This window comes from Streptomyces nigra, assembly GCF_003074055.1.
GTDB lineage: Bacteria > Actinomycetota > Actinomycetes > Streptomycetales > Streptomycetaceae > Streptomyces > Streptomyces nigra.
Map to the genome: position 1 here is coordinate 1,205,086 of NZ_CP029043.1, position 22,333 is coordinate 1,227,418.

Sequence of the window (22,333 nt, forward strand, 5' to 3'; positions counted from 1 at the left end):
CATTGTGCCGCACCCGCGCGGGTCCCCACCGTTCGCTGCGCATAAGGAAGTACGCCCGTGCCAAGGCGCGCGCAGGGTTTCGGACACCCCGCGAGCAGCGAAAAGAGGGGGACCCGGAAGGTCCCCCTCTGTCCCGCATTCCTCGTGGAATCAGCCCAGACGGGATTCCAGCTCCGCGACGATCTCGTTGACGCCGACCGCCGTCTGCTCGCCGGACTCCATGTCCTTGAGCTGGACGACGCCCTCGGCGAGGTCGCGCTCGCCGGCGACGATGGTGTAGCGGGCGCCGCTGCGGTTGGCGTTCTTCATGGCGCCCTTGAGGCCCTTGGCGCCGTAGGAGAAGTCCGTCGCGATGCCGAGCTTGCGCAGCTCGGTGACCTTGTTGAACAGCACGCGGCGGGCCTCCTCGCCGAGCGGCACCGCGAACACGCTGGTGGTGGAGGGCAGTTCGAGCTCCACGCCCTCGGCCTCCAGGGCGAGGACCGTGCGGTCGACGCCGAGGGCCCAGCCGACGGACGGCAGCGCGGGGCCGCCGATCATCTCGGACAGGCCGTCGTAGCGGCCGCCGCCGCCCACCGCGGACTGGGAGCCCAGACCGTCGTGGACGAACTCGAAGGTCGTCCGCGTGTAGTAGTCCAGGCCGCGCACCAGCTTGGGGTCGTCCTCGAAGACGACGCCCGCGGCCGTGATCAGCTCGCGGACCTCCTCGTGGTAGGCCTTGCAGGCGTCGCACAGGTAGTCGCGCAGCAGCGGGGCGCCGCCGAGCTGCTTCTGGACCGACTCGCGCTTGTCGTCGAGGACGCGCAGCGGGTTGATCTCGGCGCGGCGCAGGGTGTCCTCGTCGAGGTCCAGTCCGCGCAGGAAGTCCTGGAGCGCGGCGCGGTAGACCGGGCGGCACTCCTTGTCGCCCAGGGAGTTCAGCAGGATGCGGAAGTCCCGCAGGCCCAGGGAGCGGTACGCCTGGTCGGCCAGGATGATCAGCTCGGCGTCGAGCGCCGGGTCCTCGGCGCCGATCGCCTCGGCGCCGACCTGGGAGAAGTGGCGGTAGCGGCCCTTCTGGGGGCGCTCGTAGCGGTAGTACGAGCCCGAGTACCAGAGCTTGACCGGGAGGTTGCCCGCCTTGTGCAGGTTGGCCTCCAGGGCGGCGCGCAGCACCGAGGCCGTGCCCTCGGGACGCAGCGCGAGCTTGTCGCCGCCCTTGGTCTCGAAGGCGTACATCTCCTTGGTCACGATGTCGGTGGACTCGCCGACGCCGCGTGCGAACAGCTCGACGCTCTCGAAGCCGGGCGTCTCGACGTAGCCGTAGCCGGAGTTCCGCAGGGGCGCGGCGATCGCCTCGCGCACCGCGAGGTACTTGGCGGAGTCGGGCGGCAGCAGGTCGTACGTGCCCTTGGGGGCCTTGAAGGTGCTCACGGAAGTCTTGTCACATTCCTCGTCGGGGAGCGGGCTGGGCTCCCTGGCCGGCGGCCACCTGCCGCAGATACGGGTTGGTGGCGCGCTCCTGGCCGATGGTCGTCTGGGGGCCGTGGCCGGACAGCACCACGGTCGAGTCGTCGAGCGGCAGGCACACACGGGCCAGCGAGTCGAGGATCTCGGCCATGTCACCGCCGGGCAGGTCGGTGCGTCCGATGGAGCCGGCGAACAGCAGGTCGCCCGAGAACAGGATCGGCGGGATGTCCGCCGTCTCGGGCAGGCCGAAGGTCACCGACCCCTTGGTATGGCCCGGCGCGTGGGCGACGGTGAGCTCCATCCCCGCCAGCCCGAGCGTCGCACCGTCGGTCAGCTCCTTGACGTCGTCCGGTTCCCCGACGGTCAGCTCGCCCATCAACTGCACGCCGATGGACCGGCCGAGCGCCTTCTCGGGGTCGCTCATCATGTACCGGTCCTCGGGGTGGATCCAGGCCGGTACGTCGTGTGCGCCGCACACCGGGACGACCGAGGCCACATGGTCGAGGTGGCCGTGGGTGAGGACGACGGCGACGGGCTTGAGCCGATGCTTCTTCAGCGCTTCCTCGACTCCGGGGGCCGCTTCGTGGCCCGGGTCGATGATCACGCACTCCTCACCGGCGGCGGGGGCGACGAGATAACAGTTCGTCCCCCAGGCCCCGGCGGGGAACCCGGCAATGAGCACGATCGTCCTTCGTTTGTGTCGACACGGGTGGTTTGTCGGCGGGCGTCGCCTGTCGTCAGAGCCTACCGGCGCTGCCGAACACTCAGCGAACCCATATACGGTACGGGTCACACGCAGACGGTCGACTCACTGAGCACTTGTGTACCGGTCGACACACACGACGCATGAGGAGAGAACCCGGTGGTCAGCCAGGAACAGCGGCGGCGTCAGCTCGCCCGGGAGAAGTTCTTGCGGCAGCAGCAGCGGCGTACGGACGCCCGGCGCAAGGCACGCGTGCGCAACTCGGTGATCGCGTCGGTGCTCGCGGTGGTCGTCATCGGCAGCGTCGCGCTGTACACGACGGATGTCCTCAAGGGCGACGACGACACCAAGCAGAACGCGGGCGCGGAGGTCACACCGAGCGCGAGCGCGCCGAGCAAGGCCCCGGACCCGTGCGAGAAGCCCGCCGAGGGCAAGGTGAAGACGGCGACCTGGAAGAAGGAGCCGGAGCTCACCGTCGACAAGTCGGCGAAGTACACGATGAAGCTCGCGACGACGTGCGGTGACATCGACATCGCGCTGAAGGCGTCGGCCGCGCCGCACACCGTCAACTCGTTCGACTTCCTCGCCGACAAGGGCTACTTCGACCACTCCAAGTGCCACCGGCTCACCACCAACGGCATCTACGTGCTGCAGTGCGGCGACCCGACGGGCACCGGCACCGGCGGTCCCGGCTACACGATTCCGGACGAGAATCTGAAGGACAAGAGTCTCAAGGCCAACACGTATCCCGCGGGCACCGTGGCGATGGCCAACACGGGTCAGAAGCACACTGGAGGCAGCCAGTTCTTCCTCGTCTACCAGGACAGTCAGCTGCCGCCCAGCTACACGCCGTTCGGTACCGTCTCGGAGTCGGGGATGAAGGTGCTGAAGAAGATCGCCGACGCCGGTGAGAGCACCGGTGCGGGTGACGGGGCGCCGAACGCGACGGTCGTGATCGACAAGGCGACGGTCACCAAATCCTGACCCCCAACTGCGTAATTTCGGTCGCGCGGGATGCGGACAGGCAACCCGCCGGTCGCCTATGTTGGCCGTGACGAAACTGTGGACGATGCCCGGGGGGACACCAGCCCCTCGCAGGCATCATGTGGAGGAGGCGCTGTGAGCAGCGACCCGTGGGGCCGCGTCGACGAGACGGGGACCGTGTACGTGCGTACGGCCGACGGCGAGCAGGTCGTCGGTTCCTGGCAGGCCGGCTCCCCCGAAGAGGCGCTGGCCTATTTCGAGCGCAAGTACGAGGGCCTGGTTGTCGAGATCGGCCTCCTCGAGAAGCGAGTGAAGACCACCGACCTGTCCGCCAAGGACGCGACGGCGGCGATCGACCACATCCGCGAGCAGGTCGACGCGCACCACGCGGTCGGTGATCTGGACGCTCTGCGGGTGCGGCTGGACAAGCTCGTCGAGCTGGTCGAGAAGCGCCGCGAGGAGCGCAAGCAGCAGCGGGCCAAGCAGTCCGACGAGGCGCGTCACCGCAAGGAGGCGCTGGTCGCCGAGGCGGAGGAGCTGGCGCAGTCCGACCAGTGGCGGGCCGCCGGTGAGCGGCTGCGGGCTCTGGTGGACACGTGGAAGAGCCTGCCGCGGCTGGACCGCAAGTCGGACGACGAGCTGTGGCACCGCTTCTCGCACGCCCGGTCGGCCTTCTCCAAGCGGCGCAAGGCGCACTTCGCGCAGCTGGACGCGCAGCGCGAGGAGGCCCGCCGGACCAAGGAGCGGCTGGTCGCCGAGGCCGAGGCGCTGTCGGGTTCGACGGACTGGGGTCCGACGGCCGCTCGCTACCGCGAGCTGATGACCGAGTGGAAGGCCGCGGGCCGTGCCCAGCGTGAGCACGAGGACGATCTGTGGAACCGCTTCCGCGGCGCCCAGGACGTCTTCTTCGCCGCCCGCAGCTCGGTGTTCGCCGAGCGGGACGCCGAGCAGTCGGAGAACCTCAAGCTGAAGGAGGAGCTGGCAGGGGAGGCCGAGAAGCTGCTGCCCATCGGCGATCTGAAGGGGGCGCGCGCCGCCTTCCGCTCGATCAACGAGCGCTGGGAGGCCATCGGCCATGTGCCGCGCGACGCCCGGCCGAAGGTCGAGGGCCGGATGCACGCCGTGGAGCGGGCCATCCAGGAGGCCGAGGAGGCCGAGTGGCGCCGGACCAACCCGGAGGCACGCGTGCGTGCCGAGGGGCTGACCGGTCAGCTGCAGGCCGCCGTGGACAAGCTGAAGGGCCAGATCGAGCAGGCCCGCGCCCAGGGCAACAACGCGAAGGCCGACAAGCTGGAGCGTGAGCTGGAGGGCCGCCAGGCGCTGCTGGACACCGCCCTGAAGGGTCTCCAGGAGTTCGGCGGCTGATCCCCGCCCGAGCCGGAACGAGAGGGGCTCCCGTACATCGCGTACGGGAGCCCTCTCTTCGTTCCTGGACGGCCGCTACGACCGGTTGCGCGCCGAGGTCACGCGGTAGACGTCGTAGACGCCCTCCACTCCCCTGACGGCCTTCAGGACGTGGCCCAGGTGCTTGGGGTCGCCCATCTCGAAGGTGAAGCGCGAGGTGGCGACCCGGTCGCGGGAGGTCTGGACGGCCGCCGACAGGATGTTGACGTGCTGGTCCGACAGGACGCGGGTGACGTCCGACAGCAGCCGGGAGCGGTCCAGGGCCTCGACCTGGATGGCGACCAGGAAGACCGAGGACTGGGTCGGCGCCCACTCGACCTCGAGGATCCGCTCGGGCTCGCGGGACAGCGAGTCGACGTTGACGCAGTCGCTGCGGTGCACCGACACCCCGCTGCCGCGGGTGACGAACCCGATGATCGGGTCGCCCGGCACCGGCGTACAGCAGCGGGCCAGCTTGACCCACACGTCCTCGACGCCCTTGACGATGACGCCCGGGTCGGCGCTGGAGCGGCGCTTGCGGCGGCTGCGGGCCGGCGGGACCGACTCGTCGATCTCCTCGGTGGCCGCCTCCTCGCCGCCGAGCGCCTGGACCAGCTTCTGCACGATGTTCTGCGCGGACACATGGCCCTCGCCGATCGCCGCGTACAGCGCGGAGATGTCGGCGTAGCGCATCTCGTGGGCGAGCGTGACGAGCGAGTCGCCGGTGAGGATGCGCTGGATCGGCAGGTTCTGCTTGCGCATCGCCCGGACGATGGCGTCCTTGCCCTGCTCGATGGCCTCGTCGCGGCGCTCCTTGGAGAACCAGGCCCGGATCTTGTTCCGGGCGCGCGGCGACTTGACGAAGCCCAGCCAGTCGCGGGAGGGGCCCGCGCCGGCCGCCTTGGAGGTGAAGACCTCGACGAGGTCGCCGTTGTCCAGGGTGGACTCGAGCGGGACGAGACGGCCGTTGACCCGCGCTCCTATGGTGCGGTGGCCCACCTCGGTGTGGACGGCGTAGGCGAAGTCGACGGGGGTGGCACCGGCCGGCAGCGCTATGACGTCGCCCTTGGGGGTGAAGACGAAGACCTCGTTGCGGGACAGGTCGAAGCGCAGGGACTCCAGGAACTCGCCCGGGTCCTCCGTCTCCTTCTGCCAGTCCAGCAGCTGGCGCAGCCACGCCATGTCGTTGAGGTGGTCGTCCTTGCCCTTGCCGGACGTCTTCGGGGCGTCGGTACGGATCTTGGAGGCGCCGGCGACGGCCTCCTGCTTGTACTTCCAGTGCGCGGCGATGCCGTACTCGGCGCGGCGGTGCATGTCGAACGTGCGGATCTGGAGTTCGACCGGCTTGCCGTTGGGGCCGATGACCGTCGTGTGCAGCGACTGGTACATGTTGAACTTCGGCATCGCGATGTAGTCCTTGAACCGGCCGGGGACCGGGTTCCATCGCGCGTGCACGGTGCCGAGGGCGGCGTAGCAGTCGCGGACCGTGTCGACGAGGACACGGATGCCCACCAGGTCGTAGATCTCCGCGAAGTCACGGCCGCGGACGATCATCTTCTGGTAGACGCTGTAGTAGTGCTTCGGGCGGCCGGTGACGGTCGCCTTGATACGGGCCGCGCGCAGGTCCTGCTGGACCTCGTCGGTCACTATGGCCAGGTACTCGTCCCGCTTCGGGGCACGCTCCGCCACCAGCCGCACGATCTCGTCGTACATCTTGGGGTAGAGGATCGCGAAGGCGAGGTCCTCCAGCTCCCACTTGATGGTGTTCATGCCCAGGCGGTGGGCGAGCGGCGCGTAGATCTCGAGGGTCTCGCGCGCCTTCTTCTCCTGCTTCTCGCGCTTGAGGTAGCGCATGGTGCGCATGTTGTGCAGGCGGTCGGCGAGCTTGATGACCAGGACGCGCGGGTCCTTGGCCATGGCGACGACCATCTTGCGCACGGTCTCGGCCTGGGCGGCCTCGCCGAACTTGACCTTGTCCAGCTTGGTGACGCCGTCGACGAGCAGGGCGACGGAGTCCCCGAAGTCGCGGCGCAGCTGGTCGAGGCCGTACTCGGTGTCCTCGACGGTGTCGTGCAGCAGCCCCGCCATGAGGGTGGCCGGGTCCATGCCCAGCTCGGCGAGGATGGTGGTGACCGCCAGCGGGTGCGTGATGTACGGGTCGCCGCTCTTGCGCTTCTGGCCGCGGTGCCAGCGCTCGGCGACCTGGTAGGCCTTCTCGATCTGGCGGAGGGTGGCCGTCTCGATCTTGGGGTCGTTGCCGCGGACTATGCGCAGCAGGGGCTCCAGGACCGGGTTGTACGGGTTGGAGCGCTGGACGCCGAGGCGGGCGAGGCGGGCCCGGACGCGGTTGGAGGAGCCGGAGCGGGCGGGCTGGCCGGTGTTCGGGCGGACCGCGGGGGTGGAGCGCTCGGGCGGGGCCGGCTTGGGACGCGCCTGCTCGGCCGGCTTGTCGACCGGGGCCGACTGGGCGTGCTCGACCGTCCCGCGCGAGTCGTTCTTGGCGTGCGGTGCGTTCGGCGCGGGCTTCGCCGCGGCGGCCGAGGCGGACTCGGGCTTTGCGGCGGTCAGGTGCTGGGCCTCGTCTGGCAAGAGGACTCCTCGTGCGCGATCCGGGTCCCCCGGTCAGGCTCCGGAGACCCCATGGTAGCGATCCTGGGGCGCAGGATCGCCTTCAGGCCGTGTGAGGGCCGTCTACCCCGGAAACACGTGAGGCGTCCCGTGGATTCCGGGACGCCGGTCGCCACCCCTGGTCACGTGCCCCGGCCGCGGCACGACGATGCCGCGTGCCCGCCCAGCGGACACGCGGCATCGGGTGCTGCGGGACGGGGTCAGACCGTGAGGAGCGACGTCAGCGGGGCGCCCGCCAGCGCCGGCTCCACACGGGCCCGGCCGGACAGGAAGCCCAGCTCCATCAGGACGGCGAGGCCCGAGACCTGGGCACCGGCCCGGCGGATCAGCTGGATCGAGGCCTCGGCGGTGCCGCCCGTCGCCAGGACGTCGTCGACGACCAGGACCCGGTCGCTGCCGCTGAGGTCCTCGGCGTGGATCTCGATCTCCGCCGAGCCGTACTCCAGGTCGTACGCCTGGCTGAGCGTCGCCCCGGGGAGCTTGCCCGCCTTGCGCACGGGGACGAAGCCGACGCCGGCCCGGACCGCGACCGGCGCTCCGAGGATGAAGCCCCGGGCCTCCAGGCCGACGACCTTGGTGGCACCGGTCCGATCCGCCACCTCGGCGAGCGCGTCGGTGAGCGCCGTGAAGGCCGCCGGGTCCGCCAGGAGCGGGGTGATGTCCTTGAACATCACGCCCGGCTCCGGGTAGTCAGCCACGTCCCGGATCTTGCTGAGCAGCAGCTCGCTGATGTCGGTCATCGGCGTTTCCCCGAGGGGCGGTTGCGGCCGCGGGTGCGCGATGCGGGCTGGTTGCGCGGGCCGACGACCGCCGCCGCGGTGTCCTCCGGCTCGTCGTCGTACAACTCGTCGTCGGCCGGGACGTCCGTGGCCGGGCCCTCCGCGGCGGTCTGCGCCCGCTTGGCGAGCACCCGCTTCTTGAGGGCCTTCATCTGGGGCTCGCGCTCCTTGAGGTCGGCGACGAGCGGCGTGGCGATGAAGATCGACGAGTACGCGCCGGCCGCGAGGCCGACGAACAGCGACAGCGAGATGTCGTTGAGCATGCCGGCGCCGAGGAAGCCGCCGCCGATGAACAGCAGGCCCGCCACCGGCAGCAGCGCGACCACCGTGGTGTTGATCGAGCGGACCAGGGTGCCGTTGATCGAGCGGTTGGCGATCTCGCTGTACGTCCAGCGGGTCTGCTTGGTGATGTCCTTCGTCTGCTCCTTGAGGCTGTCGAAGACGACGACCGTGTCGTAGAGCGAGTAACCGAGGATCGTGAGCAGACCGATCACCGTGCCGGGCGTGACCTCGAAGCCGACGAGGGCGTAGATGCCGACGGTGATGGTGATGTCGTGGATCAGGGCGACGAACGCGGCGAGGGCCATCCGCCACTCGAACGCGATCGCCAGATAGATCACGACCAGGATCAGGAAGATGCCGAGGCCCTGCCAGGCCTTGTTGGCGATCTGCTCGCCCCAGCTCGGGCCGACCAGCTCACCGGTGACGTCGTTCTCCGAGACACCGAGCTTGTCCGCGATCTCCGCGGAGACCTTGTCGGCCTGCTTGGTGTCGATGCCCGCGACCTGGATGCGCAGCGTGGCCTTGTCGCCGCCGCCGAGCTTCTGGACGATCGCGTCGTGGCCGGAGGCCTCTTCCGCGATCTCCTGGGCCTGGGCCACCGAGACGGTGGTCTTCGGGGTGTTGAAGACCGCGCCGCCCTGGAACTCGATGCCCATGTTCAGGCCGCGCACCGCCAGGCCGACGATGGCCGTGATGGTGATCAGGATCGAGATGCCGTACCAGAGCTTGCGGTTGCGGACGAAGTCGTAGCCGACCTCGCCACGGTGCAGTCGGGCGCCGAGGTTGCCGAGCTTCGACATCTCACGCCTCCTTCGTCTCGATGGGGGCGGAGGGGCGGCGGGTGCGGCGCAGCGGCGGCCGGGCGCCCAGTCGCTTGGGGTCGAGGCCGGACCAGGGGTGTCCGCCTCCGTAGAACTTCGTGCGGGCCAGGAGCGTCAGCAGCGGCTTGGTGAAGAGGAACACCACGACCACGTCGAGCAGGGTGGTCAGGCCGAGCGTGAACGCGAAGCCCTGGACCTTGCCGACGGTGACGATGAAGAGCACCGCGGCGGCGAGGAACGACACGAAGTCGGAGACCAGGATGGTGCGCCGGGCGCGCGGCCAGGCCCGCTCGACGGCGGGGCGCAGGCTGCGGCCTTCCCGGATCTCGTCGCGGACGCGCTCGAAGTACACGATGAACGAGTCCGCGGTGATGCCGATGGCGACGATGGCACCGCAGACGGCCGGGAGGTTCAGCGCGAAGCCGATGGTGGGGCCGAGCAGCGACATGATCGTGTAGGTCAGGGCCGCGGAGACCAGCAGCGACAGGATCGCGATGATCGACAGGCCGCGGTAGTAGACCAGCAGGTAGATCACGACGAGGGCGAGGCCGATGGCGCCGGCGATGAGGCCGGCCTCCAGCTGCTCGCCGCCGAGCGCGGCGGTCACCGTGGTGACGCTGTCCTCGCTGAAGGTCAGCGGGAGGGCGCCGTACGACAGCATGTTGGCGAGGCTCTTGGCCTCCTCCTGCGTGAAGCTGCCGGAGATCTGCGCGTTGCCGCCGGTGATGGCCTGCTGGACGTACGGGTGGGAGACCACCTCGTCGTCGAGGACGATCGCGAACTCGTTCTGCGGGGACTGCTGCTTGGACAGCTCGCCGGTGATGTCCGCGAACTTCTTGGAGCCGGTGCCGGTGAACTTCATGTCGACCTGCCAGCCGGCGGCACGCGTGGTGTCGAAGGAGGCCTGGGCGTCCTTGACCTCGGTGCCGTCGACCGCGACCGGGCCGAGCAGGAACTTCGTCCAGACCTCGCCGTCCTTGCCGCAGGCGACCGTGGCCTCGCCGGGCTTGGCGTCCTTGCCGGCGTCGGCGCGCTGGGCGGGCTTGGAGCAGTCGAGCGCGGTGTACGCGGCCTGGAGCTTGGCGACGTCGCCGTCCGCGCCGGCGGACGGGGAGGGCGAGGTGTCCGCCTTCAGACCGCCGGTGACGGCGCGGCCCTGGGTGGTGGCCGTCGCGGAGGGAGTCGCGGAGCCGGTGGACTTCGCCGGGTCCTTGGCCGAGGAGCCGCTGGGCGACGCGCTCGGGGAGCCGCTGGGCGACGCGCTGGGCGTCGGCTGCGCCGCGCCGCCGGACGCCTCGCGCTGGAGGACGGGGCGGAAGTAGAGCTTGGCGGTGGTACCGACCTGATCCCGGGCCTGCTTGGAGTCCGTGCCCTTGGGGATGTTGACGATGATGTTCTTGTCGCCCTGGGTCTGAACCTCGGCCTCCGAGACACCAAGACCGTTGACGCGGCGCTCCATGATCTGGACCGCGGTGTCCATGTTGGTCTTGTTGATCGCGGATTCCTGGCCCGGTTCGGCTTCCGCACGCAGCGTGATGCTGGTGCCGCCGGCCAGGTCGATGCCGAGTCGCGGAGTGGTGTGCCCCGAGGCGAACATCCCTCCGGTGAGCGCCGCGATGGCGATCAGGATGAGGGCCAGCGAGCGCCCTGGCTTGCTCTGGGCGCTCGCCTTACGGCCCTTCTTAGGTGCTGCCACCTTCTCGTACTCCCTCTCGGGCCGCCTCGCGCCGGATCTACGGGCGGGCAGCCATGACATGGTGTCGGGATACCGTGCGAGCTCCGCACGCCCGGGGGCGCGCAGGCGTCGCCCGCGCGCCCCGGAACGTGGCTACTTCGCGTCGGAGTCGCCCTCGGTCTTCTTCGGCGCGTCCTCCGTCTTGGCCTCGGCGGCCACGGCTTCGGACGGCTCCTCGGTCTTGTCCGTCTCGTCCTTCTTGCCGAGGTCGACGGACTTCTCGTCGGAGGCGGCGGCAGCGGGCTCGTCGGCCTCGGTGAGGGAGGAGGCGTCGTCCGGGACGACGTCGGACTTCAGGTCGTGCTCGACGCCGTGGACGATGCGGTTGTACTCGTCGTCGGAGAGGACGGCACCGATGGCGTTCTTGGCGAAGAGAAGGTCCACGCCCGGGCCGGCGTCGAGGAGGACGGTGTCGTCGTTGACCTCCTTGACGGTGGCGTACATGCCACCGATGGTGCGGACGCCGGATCCGGGCTGCATCTGGTTCCGCATGTCGGCGGCCTGCTGCTGCTTCTTCTTGGCCGACCGGGTCATCAGGAACATGGCCCCGATGAGCACGATGAACGGGAGGAGGGTCACGAGACTCACGGGTCGGAACTTCCTTCACACGACCGCGTTGGTGAGCGGCCTGATGGTTGGGGGATTGTCTGCCGCCGACAAGGGCGGCATCGGCGGAGTCTAAGCGAGTCTCCGCGCAGGGAACAACGCTCAGCATGGCACCGGGGTTCCTGCTCCGGCCACAGAGCTCGCCGTCACCGGGGCGTCACGCCCCGAACAGGTCCCCTTGTCCGTTTCCAGCAGGCGATGTGCGGGGCGGGGTGAGTCCGAGATGCGTCCATGCCGCGGGTGTGGCCACCCGGCCACGCGGAGTGCGGGCGAGCAGCCCCTCCCGGACGAGGAAGGGTTCGGCCACCTCCTCCACGGTCTCACGTTCCTCCCCCACGGCGACGGCGAGCGTGGACAGGCCGACCGGTCCGCCGCCGAACAGCTTCAGCAGCGCCTCCAGGACGCCGCGGTCCAGCCGGTCCAGGCCGCGGGCGTCGACCTCGTAGACCGCGAGGGCGGCGGCCGCGATGTCCTGGTCGATGATCCCGTCGGCCTTGACCTGCGCGTAGTCGCGGACGCGGCGCAGCAGGCGGTTGGCGATGCGGGGCGTGCCGCGGGAGCGGCCGGCGATCTCGGCGGCGCCGTCGGCGGTGATCTCGACGTCGAGCAGGCTCGCGGAGCGGTGGATGACCCGCTCCAGCTCGACGGGCTCGTAGAACTCCATGTGCGCGGTGAAGCCGAAGCGGTCGCGCAGCGGGGGCGGCAGCAGGCCCGCGCGCGTGGTGGCCCCGACCAGGGTGAACGGGGGCAGCTCCAGCGGGATGGCGGTGGCGCCGGGACCCTTGCCGACGATCACGTCGACGCGGAAGTCCTCCATGGCCATGTACAGCATCTCCTCGGCGGGCCGGGACATGCGGTGGATCTCGTCGAGGAAGAGGACCTCGCCCTCCTGGAGGGAGGACAGGATCGCGGCGAGGTCGCCGGCGTGCTGGATGGCGGGGCCGGAGGTGATCCGGATGGGGGCGCCCATCTCGGCCGCGATGATCATGGAGAGGGTGGTCTTGCCGAGACCCGGGGCGCCGGAGAGCAGCACGTGGTCGGCGGTGGCGCCCCGCGCGCGGGCGGCCCGCAGCACCAGGTCGAGCTGCTCGCGGACCTTCTCCTGCCCGATGAACTCGTCCAGGTCCTTCGGGCGCAGCGCGGCCTCGACGGCCTGGTCCTCGCGATCGGCGACGGAGCCCACCAGCCGCTCGGGGGCAGGGGTGCCGGTGGTGTCGTCGTCCCAGTTCATTGCGTGTGCCTCGCGGGTCGCGGTGGAGGGCGTACGCGGGGGTGCCGTACGCCGGTGTCGTCGGGTGGGGCGGTCAGCGCGCTCTGTTCAGGGTCTGCAGCGCCGCCTTCAGCAGGCGGCCGACCTCCGGGGTGCCCTCGGCGGCCTCGGCCTGCGGGGCTACGGCGCTGACGGCCTCGTCGGCCTCGCGGGTGGCGTAACCGAGGCCGATCAGGGCGGCGTGCAGCTGGTCGCGCCAGCCCTGGGTGACGGGGGCGCCGACGGCGGGCGCCCCGATGGGCTCGCCGAGGCGGTCCTTGAGCTCCAGGAGGAGCTTCTGGGCGCCCTTCTTGCCGATGCCGGGGACGGCGGTGAGGGCCTTCTCGTCGGCGGTGGCCACGGCCCGGCGCAGGGCGTCCGGCGTGTGCACGGCGAGCATGGCCTGGGCGAGGCGGGGGCCGACGCCGCTCGCGGTCTGCAGCAGCTCGAAGGTCTGCCGCTCGTCGTCGTCGGCGAAGCCGTAGAGCGTGAGGGAGTCCTCACGGACGACGAGGGAGGTGTGCAGCTTGGCGGGCTGCCCGACGCGCAGGGTGGACAGTGTGTTCGGCGTGCACTGGACGGCCATGCCGACGCCGCCGACCTCGACGACCGCGGCGTCCGGGGCGAGGGCGGCGACGGTGCCGTTGACGAAGGCGATCATGCCGGGCGGCCTTTCGATGCGGTGGCGGTGTGCAGGGCGACGGCCTGCTGGAGGCGGTTCTGCGCGGGGGCGCGCCAGATGTGGCAGATGGCGAGCGCGAGGGCGTCGGCGGCGTCGGCCGGCTTGGGCGGAGCGCTGAGCCGCAGCAGCCGGGTGACCATGGCGCCGACCTGTGCCTTGTCGGCGCGGCCCGAGCCGGTCACGGCGGCCTTGACCTCGCTGGGCGTGTGCAGGGCGACGGGGATGCCGCGGCGGGCGGCGCAGAGCATGGCGACGGCGCTGGCCTGGGCGGTGCCCATGACGGTCCGGACGTTGTGCTGGCTGAACACCCGCTCCACGGCGACGACTTCGGGCCGGTGCTCGTCCAGCCACTGCTCGATGCCCTGCTCGACGGCGACCAGGCGATGGCCCAGCTCGGCGTCCGCCGGAGTGCGGACGACTCCGACGCCCAGCATGGTCAGCGGCCGGCCCGCGACCCCCTCGACGACGCCGACGCCGCAGCGGGTCAGTCCGGGGTCCACCCCGAGTACGCGCACCGCGCCCCTCCCTTCGCTCACCTGTTTGTGCAGGCTATCGGGTGCCGCTGACAATGCGACGGGCCGACGGGTGTGTCCCGTCGGCCCGTTGAGCGCGTGCGGCGCGTGCCCGCGTCAGGCGTCGACCTTCTCCATGATCTCGTCGCTGACGTCGAAGTTGGCGAAGACGTTCTGCACGTCGTCGCTGTCCTCGAGCGCGTCGATCAGCTTGAAGATCTTCTTGGCGCCCTCCTCGTCCAGCTCGACCTGCATGGTCGGGACGAAGTTGGCGTCGGCCGACTCGTAGTCGATGCCGGCGTCCTGGAGCGCGGTGCGGACCGCGACCAGGTCGGTGGCCTCGCTGATCACCTCGAAGGACTCGCCGAGGTCGTTGACCTCCTCGGCGCCCGCGTCGAGGACGGCGGCGAGGACGTCGTCCTCGGTCAGCTCGCCCTTGGGGACGATCACCACGCCCTTGCGGTTGAACAGGTACGACACCGAGCCCGGGTCGGCCATGGAGCCGCCGTTGCGGGTCATCGCGACCCGGACGTCGGAGGCGGCGCGGTTGCGGTTGTCGGTGAGGCACTCGATGAGCACCGCGACGCCGTTCGGACCGTAGCCCTCGTACATGATCGTCTCGTAGTCGGCACCGCCGGCCTCGAGGCCGCCGCCGCGCTTGACCGCGGAGTCGATGTTCTTGTTCGGGACCGACTGCTTCTTGGCCTTCTGGATGGCGTCGTAGAGCGTCGGGTTGCCCTCGATGTCGACGCCGCCCATCCGGGCCGCGACCTCGATGTTCTTGATCAGCTTCGCGAAGAGCTTGCCGCGCTTGGCGTCGATCACGGCCTTCTTGTGCTTCGTCGTAGCCCATTTAGAGTGGCCGGACATCTGCCTGTCTCCTTCGCGTAACCCATCACTGCAACGAACGCAGGAATCCTACAAGGACTCGGACGTCCGGTACGCGCGCACCATCTCGACGAACAGCCCGTGCACACGGTGGTCGCCGGTCAGTTCCGGGTGGAACGACGTGGCCAGCGCGTTGCCCTGGCGGACCGCCACGATGTGGCCGTCGTGCTCGGCGAGGACCTCGGCGCGGGCGCCCACGGACTCCACCCAGGGGGCCCGGATGAAGACGCCCTCCACCGGTTCGCCCGGGATCTCCTTGACGTCGACGGCCGCCTCGAACGACTCGTTCTGGCGCCCGAAGGCGTTGCGGCGGACGATCATGTCGATCCCGCCGACGGTCTCCTGGCCCGAGCGCGGGTCGAGGATCTTGTCGGCGAGCATGATCATGCCGGCACAGGTGCCGTAGACGGGCATGCCGTCGCGCACGCGCGCGCGGAGGGGTTCCATCAGCCCGAAGAGGACGGCCAGCTTGGAGATCGTGGTGGACTCACCGCCGGGGATGACCAGGCCGTCGACCTCGGCCAGCTCCTCGGGGCGGCGCACCGGCCTGGCCACGGCGTCGGCCGCGGCCAGGGCGACGAGGTGCTCGCGCACGTCGCCCTGGAGCGCGAGGACTCCGATGACGGGTGAGGTCATCACCAGCCCCGGTTCGCGTAGCGCTCGGCCTCGGGCAGGGTGTCGCAGTTGATGCCGACCATGGCCTCGCCGAGGTTGCGGGACGCGTCCGCGATGATCTTGGGGTCGTCGTAGAAGGTGGTGGCCTTCACGATGGCGGCGGCGCGCTTGGCCGGGTCGCCGGACTTGAAGATGCCGGAGCCGACGAAGACGCCCTCGGCGCCGAGCTGGCGCATCAGGGCGGCGTCGGCCGGGGTGGCGACACCGCCGGCGGAGAACAGCACGACCGGGAGCTTGCCGAGCTCGGCGACCTCCTTGACGAGCTCGTAGGGGGCGCGCAGCTCCTTGGCGGCGGCGTACAGCTCGTTGTTGTCGTAGCCGCGCAGGCGGGCGATCTCGTTCTTGATCTGGCGCAGGTGGCGGACGGCCTCGACGACGTTGCCGGTGCCGGCCTCGCCCTTGGAGCGGATCATGGCCGCGCCCTCGGCGATACGGCGCAGGGCCTCACCGAGGTTGGTGGCGCCGCAGACGAAGGGGGTCGTGAACGCCCACTTGTCGGAGTGGTTGACCTCGTCGGCCGGGGTGAGGACCTCGGACTCGTCGATGTAGTCGACGCCGAGGGACTGCAGGACCTGGGCCTCGACGAAGTGGCCGATGCGGGACTTGGCCATGACGGGGATCGAGACGGCCTCGATGATGCCCTCGATCATGTCCGGGTCGGACATCCGGGCCACGCCGCCGTCCTTGCGGATGTCGGCGGGCACCCGCTCCAGGGCCATGACGGCGACCGCGCCCGCGTCCTCGGCGATCTTCGCCTGCTCCGGGGTGACGACGTCCATGATCACGCCGCCCTTGAGCTGCTCGGCCATGCCGCGCTTCACACGGGCGGTGCCGGTCTCGGGAGCCTGGTTTTCGGAGATGGACACGGGTGACCTCACTACAGGTGGAGAAGGGTTGCTGCGAGCATCGAGGAAACGGCAGCGGACCAGTCCACAGCAAGGGCCAATGAGAAGCCGGTGGATCGTTTTCCCGTTGCAGGGGCGTCCCCGGGGGGGCGTATCGAACGGTCAGGAGGCGCGTTCGACCAGCGCGGCGGGCGGTTCGTCGTCCATCTCGAAGGCCAGCGGGAAGGGGGCGTGGCCGGCCAGCCGGAACCAGCGGACCTTGCGGTGCCGGCGCAGCGCGCGGGCCGCGCGGACGGCGTCGTTGTGGAACCGGCGGGCCATCGGCACCCGGCGGACCGCCTCGGTCAGCTCACGGGCGGCCGCCTCGCCGCCGGGCGCCTCGCGGACTGCCTCGACCTGCTGGGTCTCGGCGAACACGGCGCGCAGGGCCTGACTCAGCTCGCTCTCGGCGACCTCCCGCTGCTCCTCCTCGGCCTGCCGGGCCGCGTGCGCGGCCTCGTACAGCACGATCGAGGCGGCCGGGTCCAGGACCCCGGAGGTGGCCAGCTCCTGGGCGACGGAGGCGCGGCGCAGCAGTTGGGCGTCGAGCGCGGCGCGCGCCGCGTCGATCCGGGCGTGCAGCCGGTCCAGCCGGCCGGCGGTCCAGCTGAGGTAGAGGCCGATCGCCACGAGGACGACGAGGATCCAGATGAGTGTCGCAGTCACGGGCGCAGACTAGCGGCGCCGGTCCGCCCGCCCCGCGCGCGGGGCGCCCCAGCCGCCCACTCCCGGCTTGGGAGACCCGTCAGTCCCGTGCCAGCCCCAGCCGGGCGCGCAGCCCGCTCACGGTGCCCGAACCGGGGGTCTCGTCGGCGGCGACGGCCGCAGCGCCCGCCGTCACCGTCTCGTAGACCGACATGATGTCCGCGCCGACGGTCGACCAGTCGAAGCGGCGCACATGGGCGCTCCCCCGCTTCCGCAGCGCGGCCCGCCGGGCGGGGTCCTCCAGCAGGCGTACGGCGGCCTCCGCGAGGGCGTCCGCGTCCTCGTTGGCGAACAGCTCGCCGGCCGCGCCCTGGTCCAGGACCTGCGCGAAGGCGTCCAGGTCGGAGGCGAGGACGGGGGCGCCCGCCGACAGCGCCTCGACCAGGATGATGCCGAAGCTCTCCCCGCCGGTGTTGGGCGCCACGTACAGGTCGACGCTGCGCAGCAGCCTCGCCTTGTCCTCGTCGCTGACCATGCCGAGGAACTCGACGCGGGAGCGCAGCTCGGCGGGCAGGGCCTCGACGGCCTCCTCCTCGTCGCCCCGGCCGGCCACCAGCAGCCGGGTCTGCGGGCGGGCGGCGAGGATCTTCGGCAGGGCCCGCATCAGCACCGGCAGGCCCTTGCGGGGCTCGTCGATACGGCCGATGAAGCCGATGGTGTCGCCCTGCCAGTCGGGGTTCGGCTCGGCCCGGGCGAAGAAGTCGACGTCGACGCCGTTGGGGATGACGACCGCGTCGCCGCCCAGGTGCTCCACCAGCGTCCGGCGGGCGTACTCGCTCACCGCGATCCGGGCGCTGATCTTCTCCAGGGCGGCCTGGAGGATCGCGTAGGCGGCGATCATCGCGCGCGAGCGCGGGTTGGACGTGTGGAAGGTGGCGACGATCGGCCCCGAGGCCGCCCAGCAGGCCAGCAGGCCGAGGGACGGCGACGTCGGCTCGTGGATGTGGATGACGTCGAACCGTCCGTCGTGCAGCCAGCGGCGCACGCGCGCGGCCGACAGGAAGCCGAAGTTCAGCCGGGCGACCGAGCCGTTGTACGGCACGGGGACGGCCCGGCCCGCCGAGACGACGTACGGCGGGAGCGGGGTGTCGTCGTCGGCCGGGGCCAGCACCGACACCTCGTGGCCCTGCCGGACGAAGTACTCGGCGAGGTCCCGGATGTGGAACTGGACGCCTCCCGGGACGTCCCAGGAGTACGGGCAGACGATGCCGATTCTCACGAGGTCCCCTTCGTGGGATCCAGGTCGGCGAGCCACAAGCGCTGGAGCATGTGCCAGTCCTCCGGATGTTCCGCGATACCCGTGGCGAAGGCGTCGGCCAGCGCCTGTGTCATGACAGACGTCTTCTCGGCCCGGCTGCCTGACTCGGGTACCTCGACCGGTGGGTGGACACGGCCCTTCATGACGGGAGAGTCGTCGTACCAGAGCGTCACGGGCAGCAGGAGCGCGCCGGTCTGCTGGGCGAGCAGGGCCGGGCCCGCGGGCATCCGGGCGGTCGCGCCGAAGAAGTCGACCTCGACGCCGGAGGCGGACAGGTCGCGGTCGGCGACCAGGCAGACCAGGCCGCCGTCGCGCAGCCGGCGCGCCAGCGTGCCGAAGGCGCTGCCGCCGCTGTGCGGAAGGACCTCCATGCCGAGGCCCTCGCGGTAGGCGACGAAGCGGTCGTAGAGCGTCTCGGGCTTGAGGCGCTCGGCGACCGTCGTGAACGGTGTCTTCAGTTCGGTGGTGACCCAGGCCCCGGCCAGGTCCCAGTTGGCCAGGTGGGGCAGGGCCAGAATCACGCCCTTGCCGGCGGCCAGCCCGTCGGTGAGGTGGTGGACGTCCTTGGGGGTGAAGCCCTCGCGCACCCGCTCCTCGCTCCAGGCGGGCAGCCGGAAGGACTCCATCCAGTAGCGCAGATACGAGCGCATGCCCGCGCGCGAGAGCTCGGCCAGGCGCTGCGGGCTCGCGTCGGGCACCACGCGCGCGTAGTTGCCCTCCAGCCGCTGGACGCCCTTGCCCCGCTTCTTCCACGCCAGGTCGGCGATGGTGCGGCCGAGGCGCACGGCGGCCGGCTCGGGGAGCTTCTTCACGGTGCCCCAGCCGAGCCCGTACAGGGCGTCGGTCAGCCGGTCCTGGGCGCTCACGTGGCGGCCTCGCTCCCGTGGGAGGCGCTCTCCGGATTGTCGCGCGCCTCGGCGGCCTCGACCTCGGCGGACTCCCGGCGGACGGTGACGACCCGCTGGATCAGCGTGACGAGACTGCCCACGGCGACGATCCACAGCGCGACCGGCAGCAGGTACTGGATGCCGGGCACGCCGAACTTGTGCAGGCCCGCGAAACCGGCGGCGACCAGCGAGATCACCAGGCGCTCGGCGCGCTCGACCAGGCCGTTGACCGCGACCGGCAGGCCGATCGACTCGCCCCGCGCCTTGGTGTACGACACGACCTGGCCGCTGGCCAGGCAGAAGATCGACACCGCGCACAGCACGAGGTCGTCGCCGCCCCCGGCGTACCAGAGGGCGAAGCCGCCGAAGATGGCGCCGTCGGCGACCCGGTCGAGCGTGGAGTCGAGGAAGGCCCCCCAGCGGCTGGAGCGGCCCAGCTGGCGCGCCATGTTGCCGTCGACGAGGTCGGAGAACACGAACAGCGTGATCACGACCGTGCCCCAGAAGAACTCGCCCATGGGGTAGAAGACCAGCGCGCCCGCGACCACGCCGGCGGTCCCGATCAGGGTGACGGTGTCGGGGCTGACGCCCCTTCTGATCAGAAATGAGGCGAACGGCGTGAGAACACGCGTGAAGAAAGCACGCGCGTACTTGTTCAGCATGGCCTTCCCGAGGGTCGGTGTGGCGCCGGGCGGCCCCTGCTGGCCACCGGCTGGCCCATCGTAGCCACGCGCGCGTGCGGGCTGCCGCCGGGCACTCGTCCAGGGGCCCGGCGGCCGGTCCGTGCGGGGCCCGGCGCGCGGTCGCGTCCGTCGTATGGACGCGCCGTGCGGTGAGTGGAAAGCTCGAAGGACCGCGGGCGTCGTCGCAGCCGCCATCGCTGGGGGCGCCTTCCGGGCCCGGGCCCGGGAGAGGGACCGTACGTCCGCGCCCACAGTGACCTCACCGTGCACGGGAGGCAGGATCATGGGCGACAAGGCGAACGCACACCCCGGAGCCGCCGGCAGGGCTACAGCGGCCGACCACCCCACGTCCGTACGGAACGTGGTGCTGGTCGGCCACAGCGGCTCGGGCAAGACGACTCTGGTCGAGGCCCTCGCGCTGACGGCGGGGGCGGTGAACCGGGCGGGCCGCGTCGAGGACGGCGGCACCGTCTCCGACTACGACGAGATCGAGCACCGGCAGCACCGCTCGGTGCAGCTCTCCCTGGTGCCCGTCGAATGGGACGGCATCAAGATCAACCTGCTGGACACCCCCGGATACGCCGACTTCGTCGGGGAGCTCAGGGCCGGTCTGCGCGCGGCGGACGCGGCCCTCTTCGTCGTCTCGGCCTCGGACGGCGTCGACGGCTCGACCCGCATGGTGTGGGACGAGTGCGCGGCCGTCGGCATGCCCCGCGCGATCGTCGTGACGCATCTGGAGGCAGCGCGGGCCGACTACGAGGAGATGACGCGGATCTGCGCGGAGGCGTTCGGCGGCGACGACCCCGACGCGGTGCTCCCGCTGTACCTGCCGCTGCACGGCGAGCCGGGCCCGGACGGGCACGCGCCCGTGACCGGTCTGATCGGCCTGCTGTCGCAGAAGCTCTTCGACTACTCGACCGGGGAGCGCAAGGAGTCCGAACCCGGCACCGACGAGGTGCCTGTGATCGACGAGGCGCGCAACCGGCTGATCGAGGGGATCATCGCGGAGAGCGAGGACGAGACCCTGATGGACCGCTATCTCGGCGGCGAGCAGGTCGACGTCAAGACGCTCATCGAGGACCTGGAGCGGGCCGTCACGCGCGGCACGTTCTTCCCCGTGCTGGCGGCCGCCCCCGCCGCGGACGGCGCCCGGCAGGGCCTCGGCACGGTCGAGGTGCTGGAGCTGATCACCCGCGGCTTCCCGACCCCGCTGGAGCGCCCGGCGCCGGCCGTGACCACGGTCGACGGCCGCCCGCGCGAGCTGAAGCCGTGCGATCCGGACGGTCCGCTGGTCGCGGAGGTCGTGAAAACCGCGTCCGACCCGTACGTCGGCCGGATCTCGCTGGTCCGCGTCTTCTCCGGCAAGCTGCGCCCCGACGAGACGGTGCATGTGTCCGGGCACGGACTGGAGGACCGCGGCCACGAGGACCACGACGTCGACGAGCGGGTCGGCGCGCTGTCGGCGCCCTTCGGCAAGCAGCAGCGCGTCCTCAGCCACTGCATCGCGGGCGACCTCGCGTGCGTGGCGAAGCTGAGCCGCGCGGAGACCGGGGACACCCTGTCGTCCAAGGACGACCCGCTGCTGATGGAGCCCTGGCAGATGCCGGACCCGCTGCTCCCGCTCGCCATCCAGGCGCACAGCAAGGCCGACGAGGACAAGCTGTCGCAGGGTCTGGCCCGGCTGGTCGCGGAGGACCCGACCATGCGCCTGGAGCAGAACCAGGCGACCCACCAGGTGGTGCTGTGGGCGCTGGGCGAGGCGCACGCCGACGTCGCGCTGGAGCGGCTGCGCAGCCGCTACGGCGTGCAGGTCGACGTGGTGCCGTACAAGGTGTCCCTGCGGGAGACGTTCGCGGGCAGGGCGGCGGGCCGCGGCCGGCATGTGAAGCAGTCCGGCGGGCACGGGCAGTACGCGATCTGCGAGATCGAGGTGGAGCCGCTGCCCGGCGGTTCGGGCATCGAGTTCGTGGACAAGGTCGTCGGCGGCGCGGTGCCGCGCCAGTTCATCCCGTCCGTGGAGAAGGGCGTGCGGGCGCAGGCGGCCAAGGGCGTCGCGGCCGGGCATCCGCTCGTCGACGTCCGGGTCACCCTGCTCGACGGCAAGGCGCACTCGGTGGACTCCTCGGACGCCGCGTTCCAGACGGCCGGTGCGCTGGCGCTGCGCGAGGCCGCGAACGACACGAAGATCCATCTGCTCGAACCGGTGGCGGAGGTCTCCGTCCTGGTCGGCGACGACTACGTCGGGGCCGTGATGAGCGATCTGTCCGGACGGCGGGGCCGCGTCCTCGGCACCGAGCAGACCAGCGGCGGCCGCACCCTGATCAAGGCCGAGGTGCCGGAGATCGAGATCGGCCGGTACGCGGTGGACCTGCGGTCGCTGTCGCACGGCACGGCCCGCTTCAGCCGGCGGTACGCGCGGCACGAGCCGATGCCGCAGCAGATCGCGGAGAAGATCCGGGAGGAGACGCGGGTGGCCTCGTAGGGCGCGCCCTCATGCGGGTGGCCTCGTAGGGCGCGCCGGGCGCCGCCCGGTAGCTCCC

20 protein-coding genes are annotated in these 22,333 nt (G+C 71.1%); 3 read left to right on the forward strand and 17 right to left on the reverse strand.

The annotated features are described in order from the left end of the window. Positions 1–150: 150 nt before the first annotated feature. Together hisS and DC008_RS05550 are read right to left on the reverse strand one after the other, a co-directional pair. A complete protein-coding gene (gene hisS / locus DC008_RS05545; RefSeq protein WP_108705980.1) occupies positions 151–1,413 on the reverse strand; it encodes a histidine--tRNA ligase in 1,263 nt (420 codons plus the stop codon). Between the two features lie 10 nt (positions 1,414–1,423). Next, entirely contained in the window at positions 1,424–2,131 is a 708-nt protein-coding gene (locus DC008_RS05550; protein ID WP_108705981.1) for an MBL fold metallo-hydrolase, read from the reverse strand. Positions 2,132–2,311: 180 nt separating this feature from the next. On the opposite strand from DC008_RS05550, the gene DC008_RS05555 reads away from it, so the two are divergent. Both DC008_RS05555 and DC008_RS05560 read left to right on the forward strand, forming a co-directional pair. After that, positions 2,312–3,136 carry a peptidylprolyl isomerase gene (locus DC008_RS05555; RefSeq protein WP_108705982.1) on the forward strand — a complete coding sequence of 275 codons (825 nt, stop codon included), beginning with the start codon at positions 2,312–2,314 and terminating at the stop codon, positions 3,134–3,136. A 135-nt stretch (positions 3,137–3,271) separates the two neighbouring features. Further along, complete coding sequence (locus DC008_RS05560) at positions 3,272–4,501, forward strand: DUF349 domain-containing protein (protein ID WP_108705983.1); 1,230 nt, start codon at positions 3,272–3,274, stop codon at positions 4,499–4,501. Positions 4,502–4,576: 75 nt separating this feature from the next. Here DC008_RS05560 and relA read toward each other — a convergent pair whose 3' ends face one another. The 15 genes from relA to pgsA all read right to left on the reverse strand — a co-directional run bounded on the left by relA (position 4,577) and on the right by pgsA (position 19,772). After that, positions 4,577–7,108, reverse strand: a complete 2,532-nt coding sequence (gene relA / locus DC008_RS05565; protein ID WP_055623789.1) for a GTP pyrophosphokinase — start codon at positions 7,106–7,108, stop codon at positions 4,577–4,579. Positions 7,109–7,347: 239 nt separating this feature from the next. Continuing rightward, a complete protein-coding gene (locus DC008_RS05570; protein WP_055623790.1) occupies positions 7,348–7,887 on the reverse strand; it encodes an adenine phosphoribosyltransferase in 540 nt (179 codons plus the stop codon). Then, positions 7,884–9,008: a protein translocase subunit SecF gene (secF, locus tag DC008_RS05575; RefSeq protein WP_108705984.1), complete on the reverse strand. Its 1,125-nt coding sequence runs from the start codon at positions 9,006–9,008 to the stop codon at positions 7,884–7,886. The genes DC008_RS05570 and secF overlap by 4 nt, the downstream gene beginning before the upstream one ends. A gap of 1 nt (position 9,009) precedes the next feature. Further along, positions 9,010–10,725 (reverse strand): protein translocase subunit SecD, encoded by a 1,716-nt coding sequence (secD, locus tag DC008_RS05580; protein WP_108705985.1) that lies wholly within the window; start codon positions 10,723–10,725, stop codon positions 9,010–9,012. A 132-nt stretch (positions 10,726–10,857) separates the two neighbouring features. Continuing rightward, positions 10,858–11,352 carry a preprotein translocase subunit YajC gene (gene yajC, locus DC008_RS05585; RefSeq protein WP_108705986.1) on the reverse strand — a complete coding sequence of 165 codons (495 nt, stop codon included), beginning with the start codon at positions 11,350–11,352 and terminating at the stop codon, positions 10,858–10,860. Positions 11,353–11,527: 175 nt separating this feature from the next. Then, positions 11,528–12,601, reverse strand: a complete 1,074-nt coding sequence (gene ruvB / locus DC008_RS05590; RefSeq protein WP_108705987.1) for a Holliday junction branch migration DNA helicase RuvB — start codon at positions 12,599–12,601, stop codon at positions 11,528–11,530. A 73-nt stretch (positions 12,602–12,674) separates the two neighbouring features. After that, positions 12,675–13,280, reverse strand: coding sequence for a Holliday junction branch migration protein RuvA (gene ruvA / locus DC008_RS05595; RefSeq protein ID WP_108705988.1), 606 nt, complete (start codon positions 13,278–13,280; stop codon positions 12,675–12,677). Then, positions 13,277–13,816 (reverse strand): crossover junction endodeoxyribonuclease RuvC, encoded by a 540-nt coding sequence (gene ruvC, locus DC008_RS05600; protein WP_108705989.1) that lies wholly within the window; start codon positions 13,814–13,816, stop codon positions 13,277–13,279. Before ruvC ends, ruvA begins: the two co-directional genes overlap by 4 nt. A 114-nt stretch (positions 13,817–13,930) precedes the next feature. Next, positions 13,931–14,683, reverse strand: a complete 753-nt coding sequence (locus tag DC008_RS05605) for a YebC/PmpR family DNA-binding transcriptional regulator (RefSeq protein WP_055623797.1) — start codon at positions 14,681–14,683, stop codon at positions 13,931–13,933. Between the two features lie 48 nt (positions 14,684–14,731). After that, positions 14,732–15,337, reverse strand: a complete 606-nt coding sequence (gene pdxT, locus DC008_RS05610; protein WP_108705990.1) for a pyridoxal 5'-phosphate synthase glutaminase subunit PdxT — start codon at positions 15,335–15,337, stop codon at positions 14,732–14,734. After that, on the reverse strand, positions 15,337–16,242 hold the full coding sequence (gene pdxS / locus DC008_RS05615) for a pyridoxal 5'-phosphate synthase lyase subunit PdxS (RefSeq protein WP_055623799.1): 906 nt from the start codon (positions 16,240–16,242) through the stop codon (positions 15,337–15,339). The genes pdxT and pdxS overlap by 1 nt, the downstream gene beginning before the upstream one ends. A 141-nt stretch (positions 16,243–16,383) precedes the next feature. Next, positions 16,384–16,926 carry a LemA family protein gene (locus DC008_RS05620; protein ID WP_055623800.1) on the reverse strand — a complete coding sequence of 181 codons (543 nt, stop codon included), beginning with the start codon at positions 16,924–16,926 and terminating at the stop codon, positions 16,384–16,386. 79 nt (positions 16,927–17,005) lie between these two features. Next, on the reverse strand, positions 17,006–18,184 hold the full coding sequence (locus tag DC008_RS05625) for a glycosyltransferase family 4 protein (protein WP_108705991.1): 1,179 nt from the start codon (positions 18,182–18,184) through the stop codon (positions 17,006–17,008). After that, on the reverse strand, positions 18,181–19,089 hold the full coding sequence (locus DC008_RS05630; protein ID WP_108705992.1) for a phosphatidylinositol mannoside acyltransferase: 909 nt from the start codon (positions 19,087–19,089) through the stop codon (positions 18,181–18,183). Before DC008_RS05630 ends, DC008_RS05625 begins: the two co-directional genes overlap by 4 nt. Continuing rightward, positions 19,086–19,772 (reverse strand): phosphatidylinositol phosphate synthase, encoded by a 687-nt coding sequence (pgsA, locus tag DC008_RS05635; RefSeq protein ID WP_055623803.1) that lies wholly within the window; start codon positions 19,770–19,772, stop codon positions 19,086–19,088. The genes DC008_RS05630 and pgsA overlap by 4 nt, the downstream gene beginning before the upstream one ends. Before the next feature lie 304 nt (positions 19,773–20,076). On the opposite strand from pgsA, the gene DC008_RS05640 reads away from it, so the two are divergent. Next, entirely contained in the window at positions 20,077–22,275 is a 2,199-nt protein-coding gene (locus tag DC008_RS05640; protein WP_108705993.1) for an elongation factor G-like protein EF-G2, read from the forward strand. Positions 22,276–22,333: the final 58 nt, after the last annotated feature.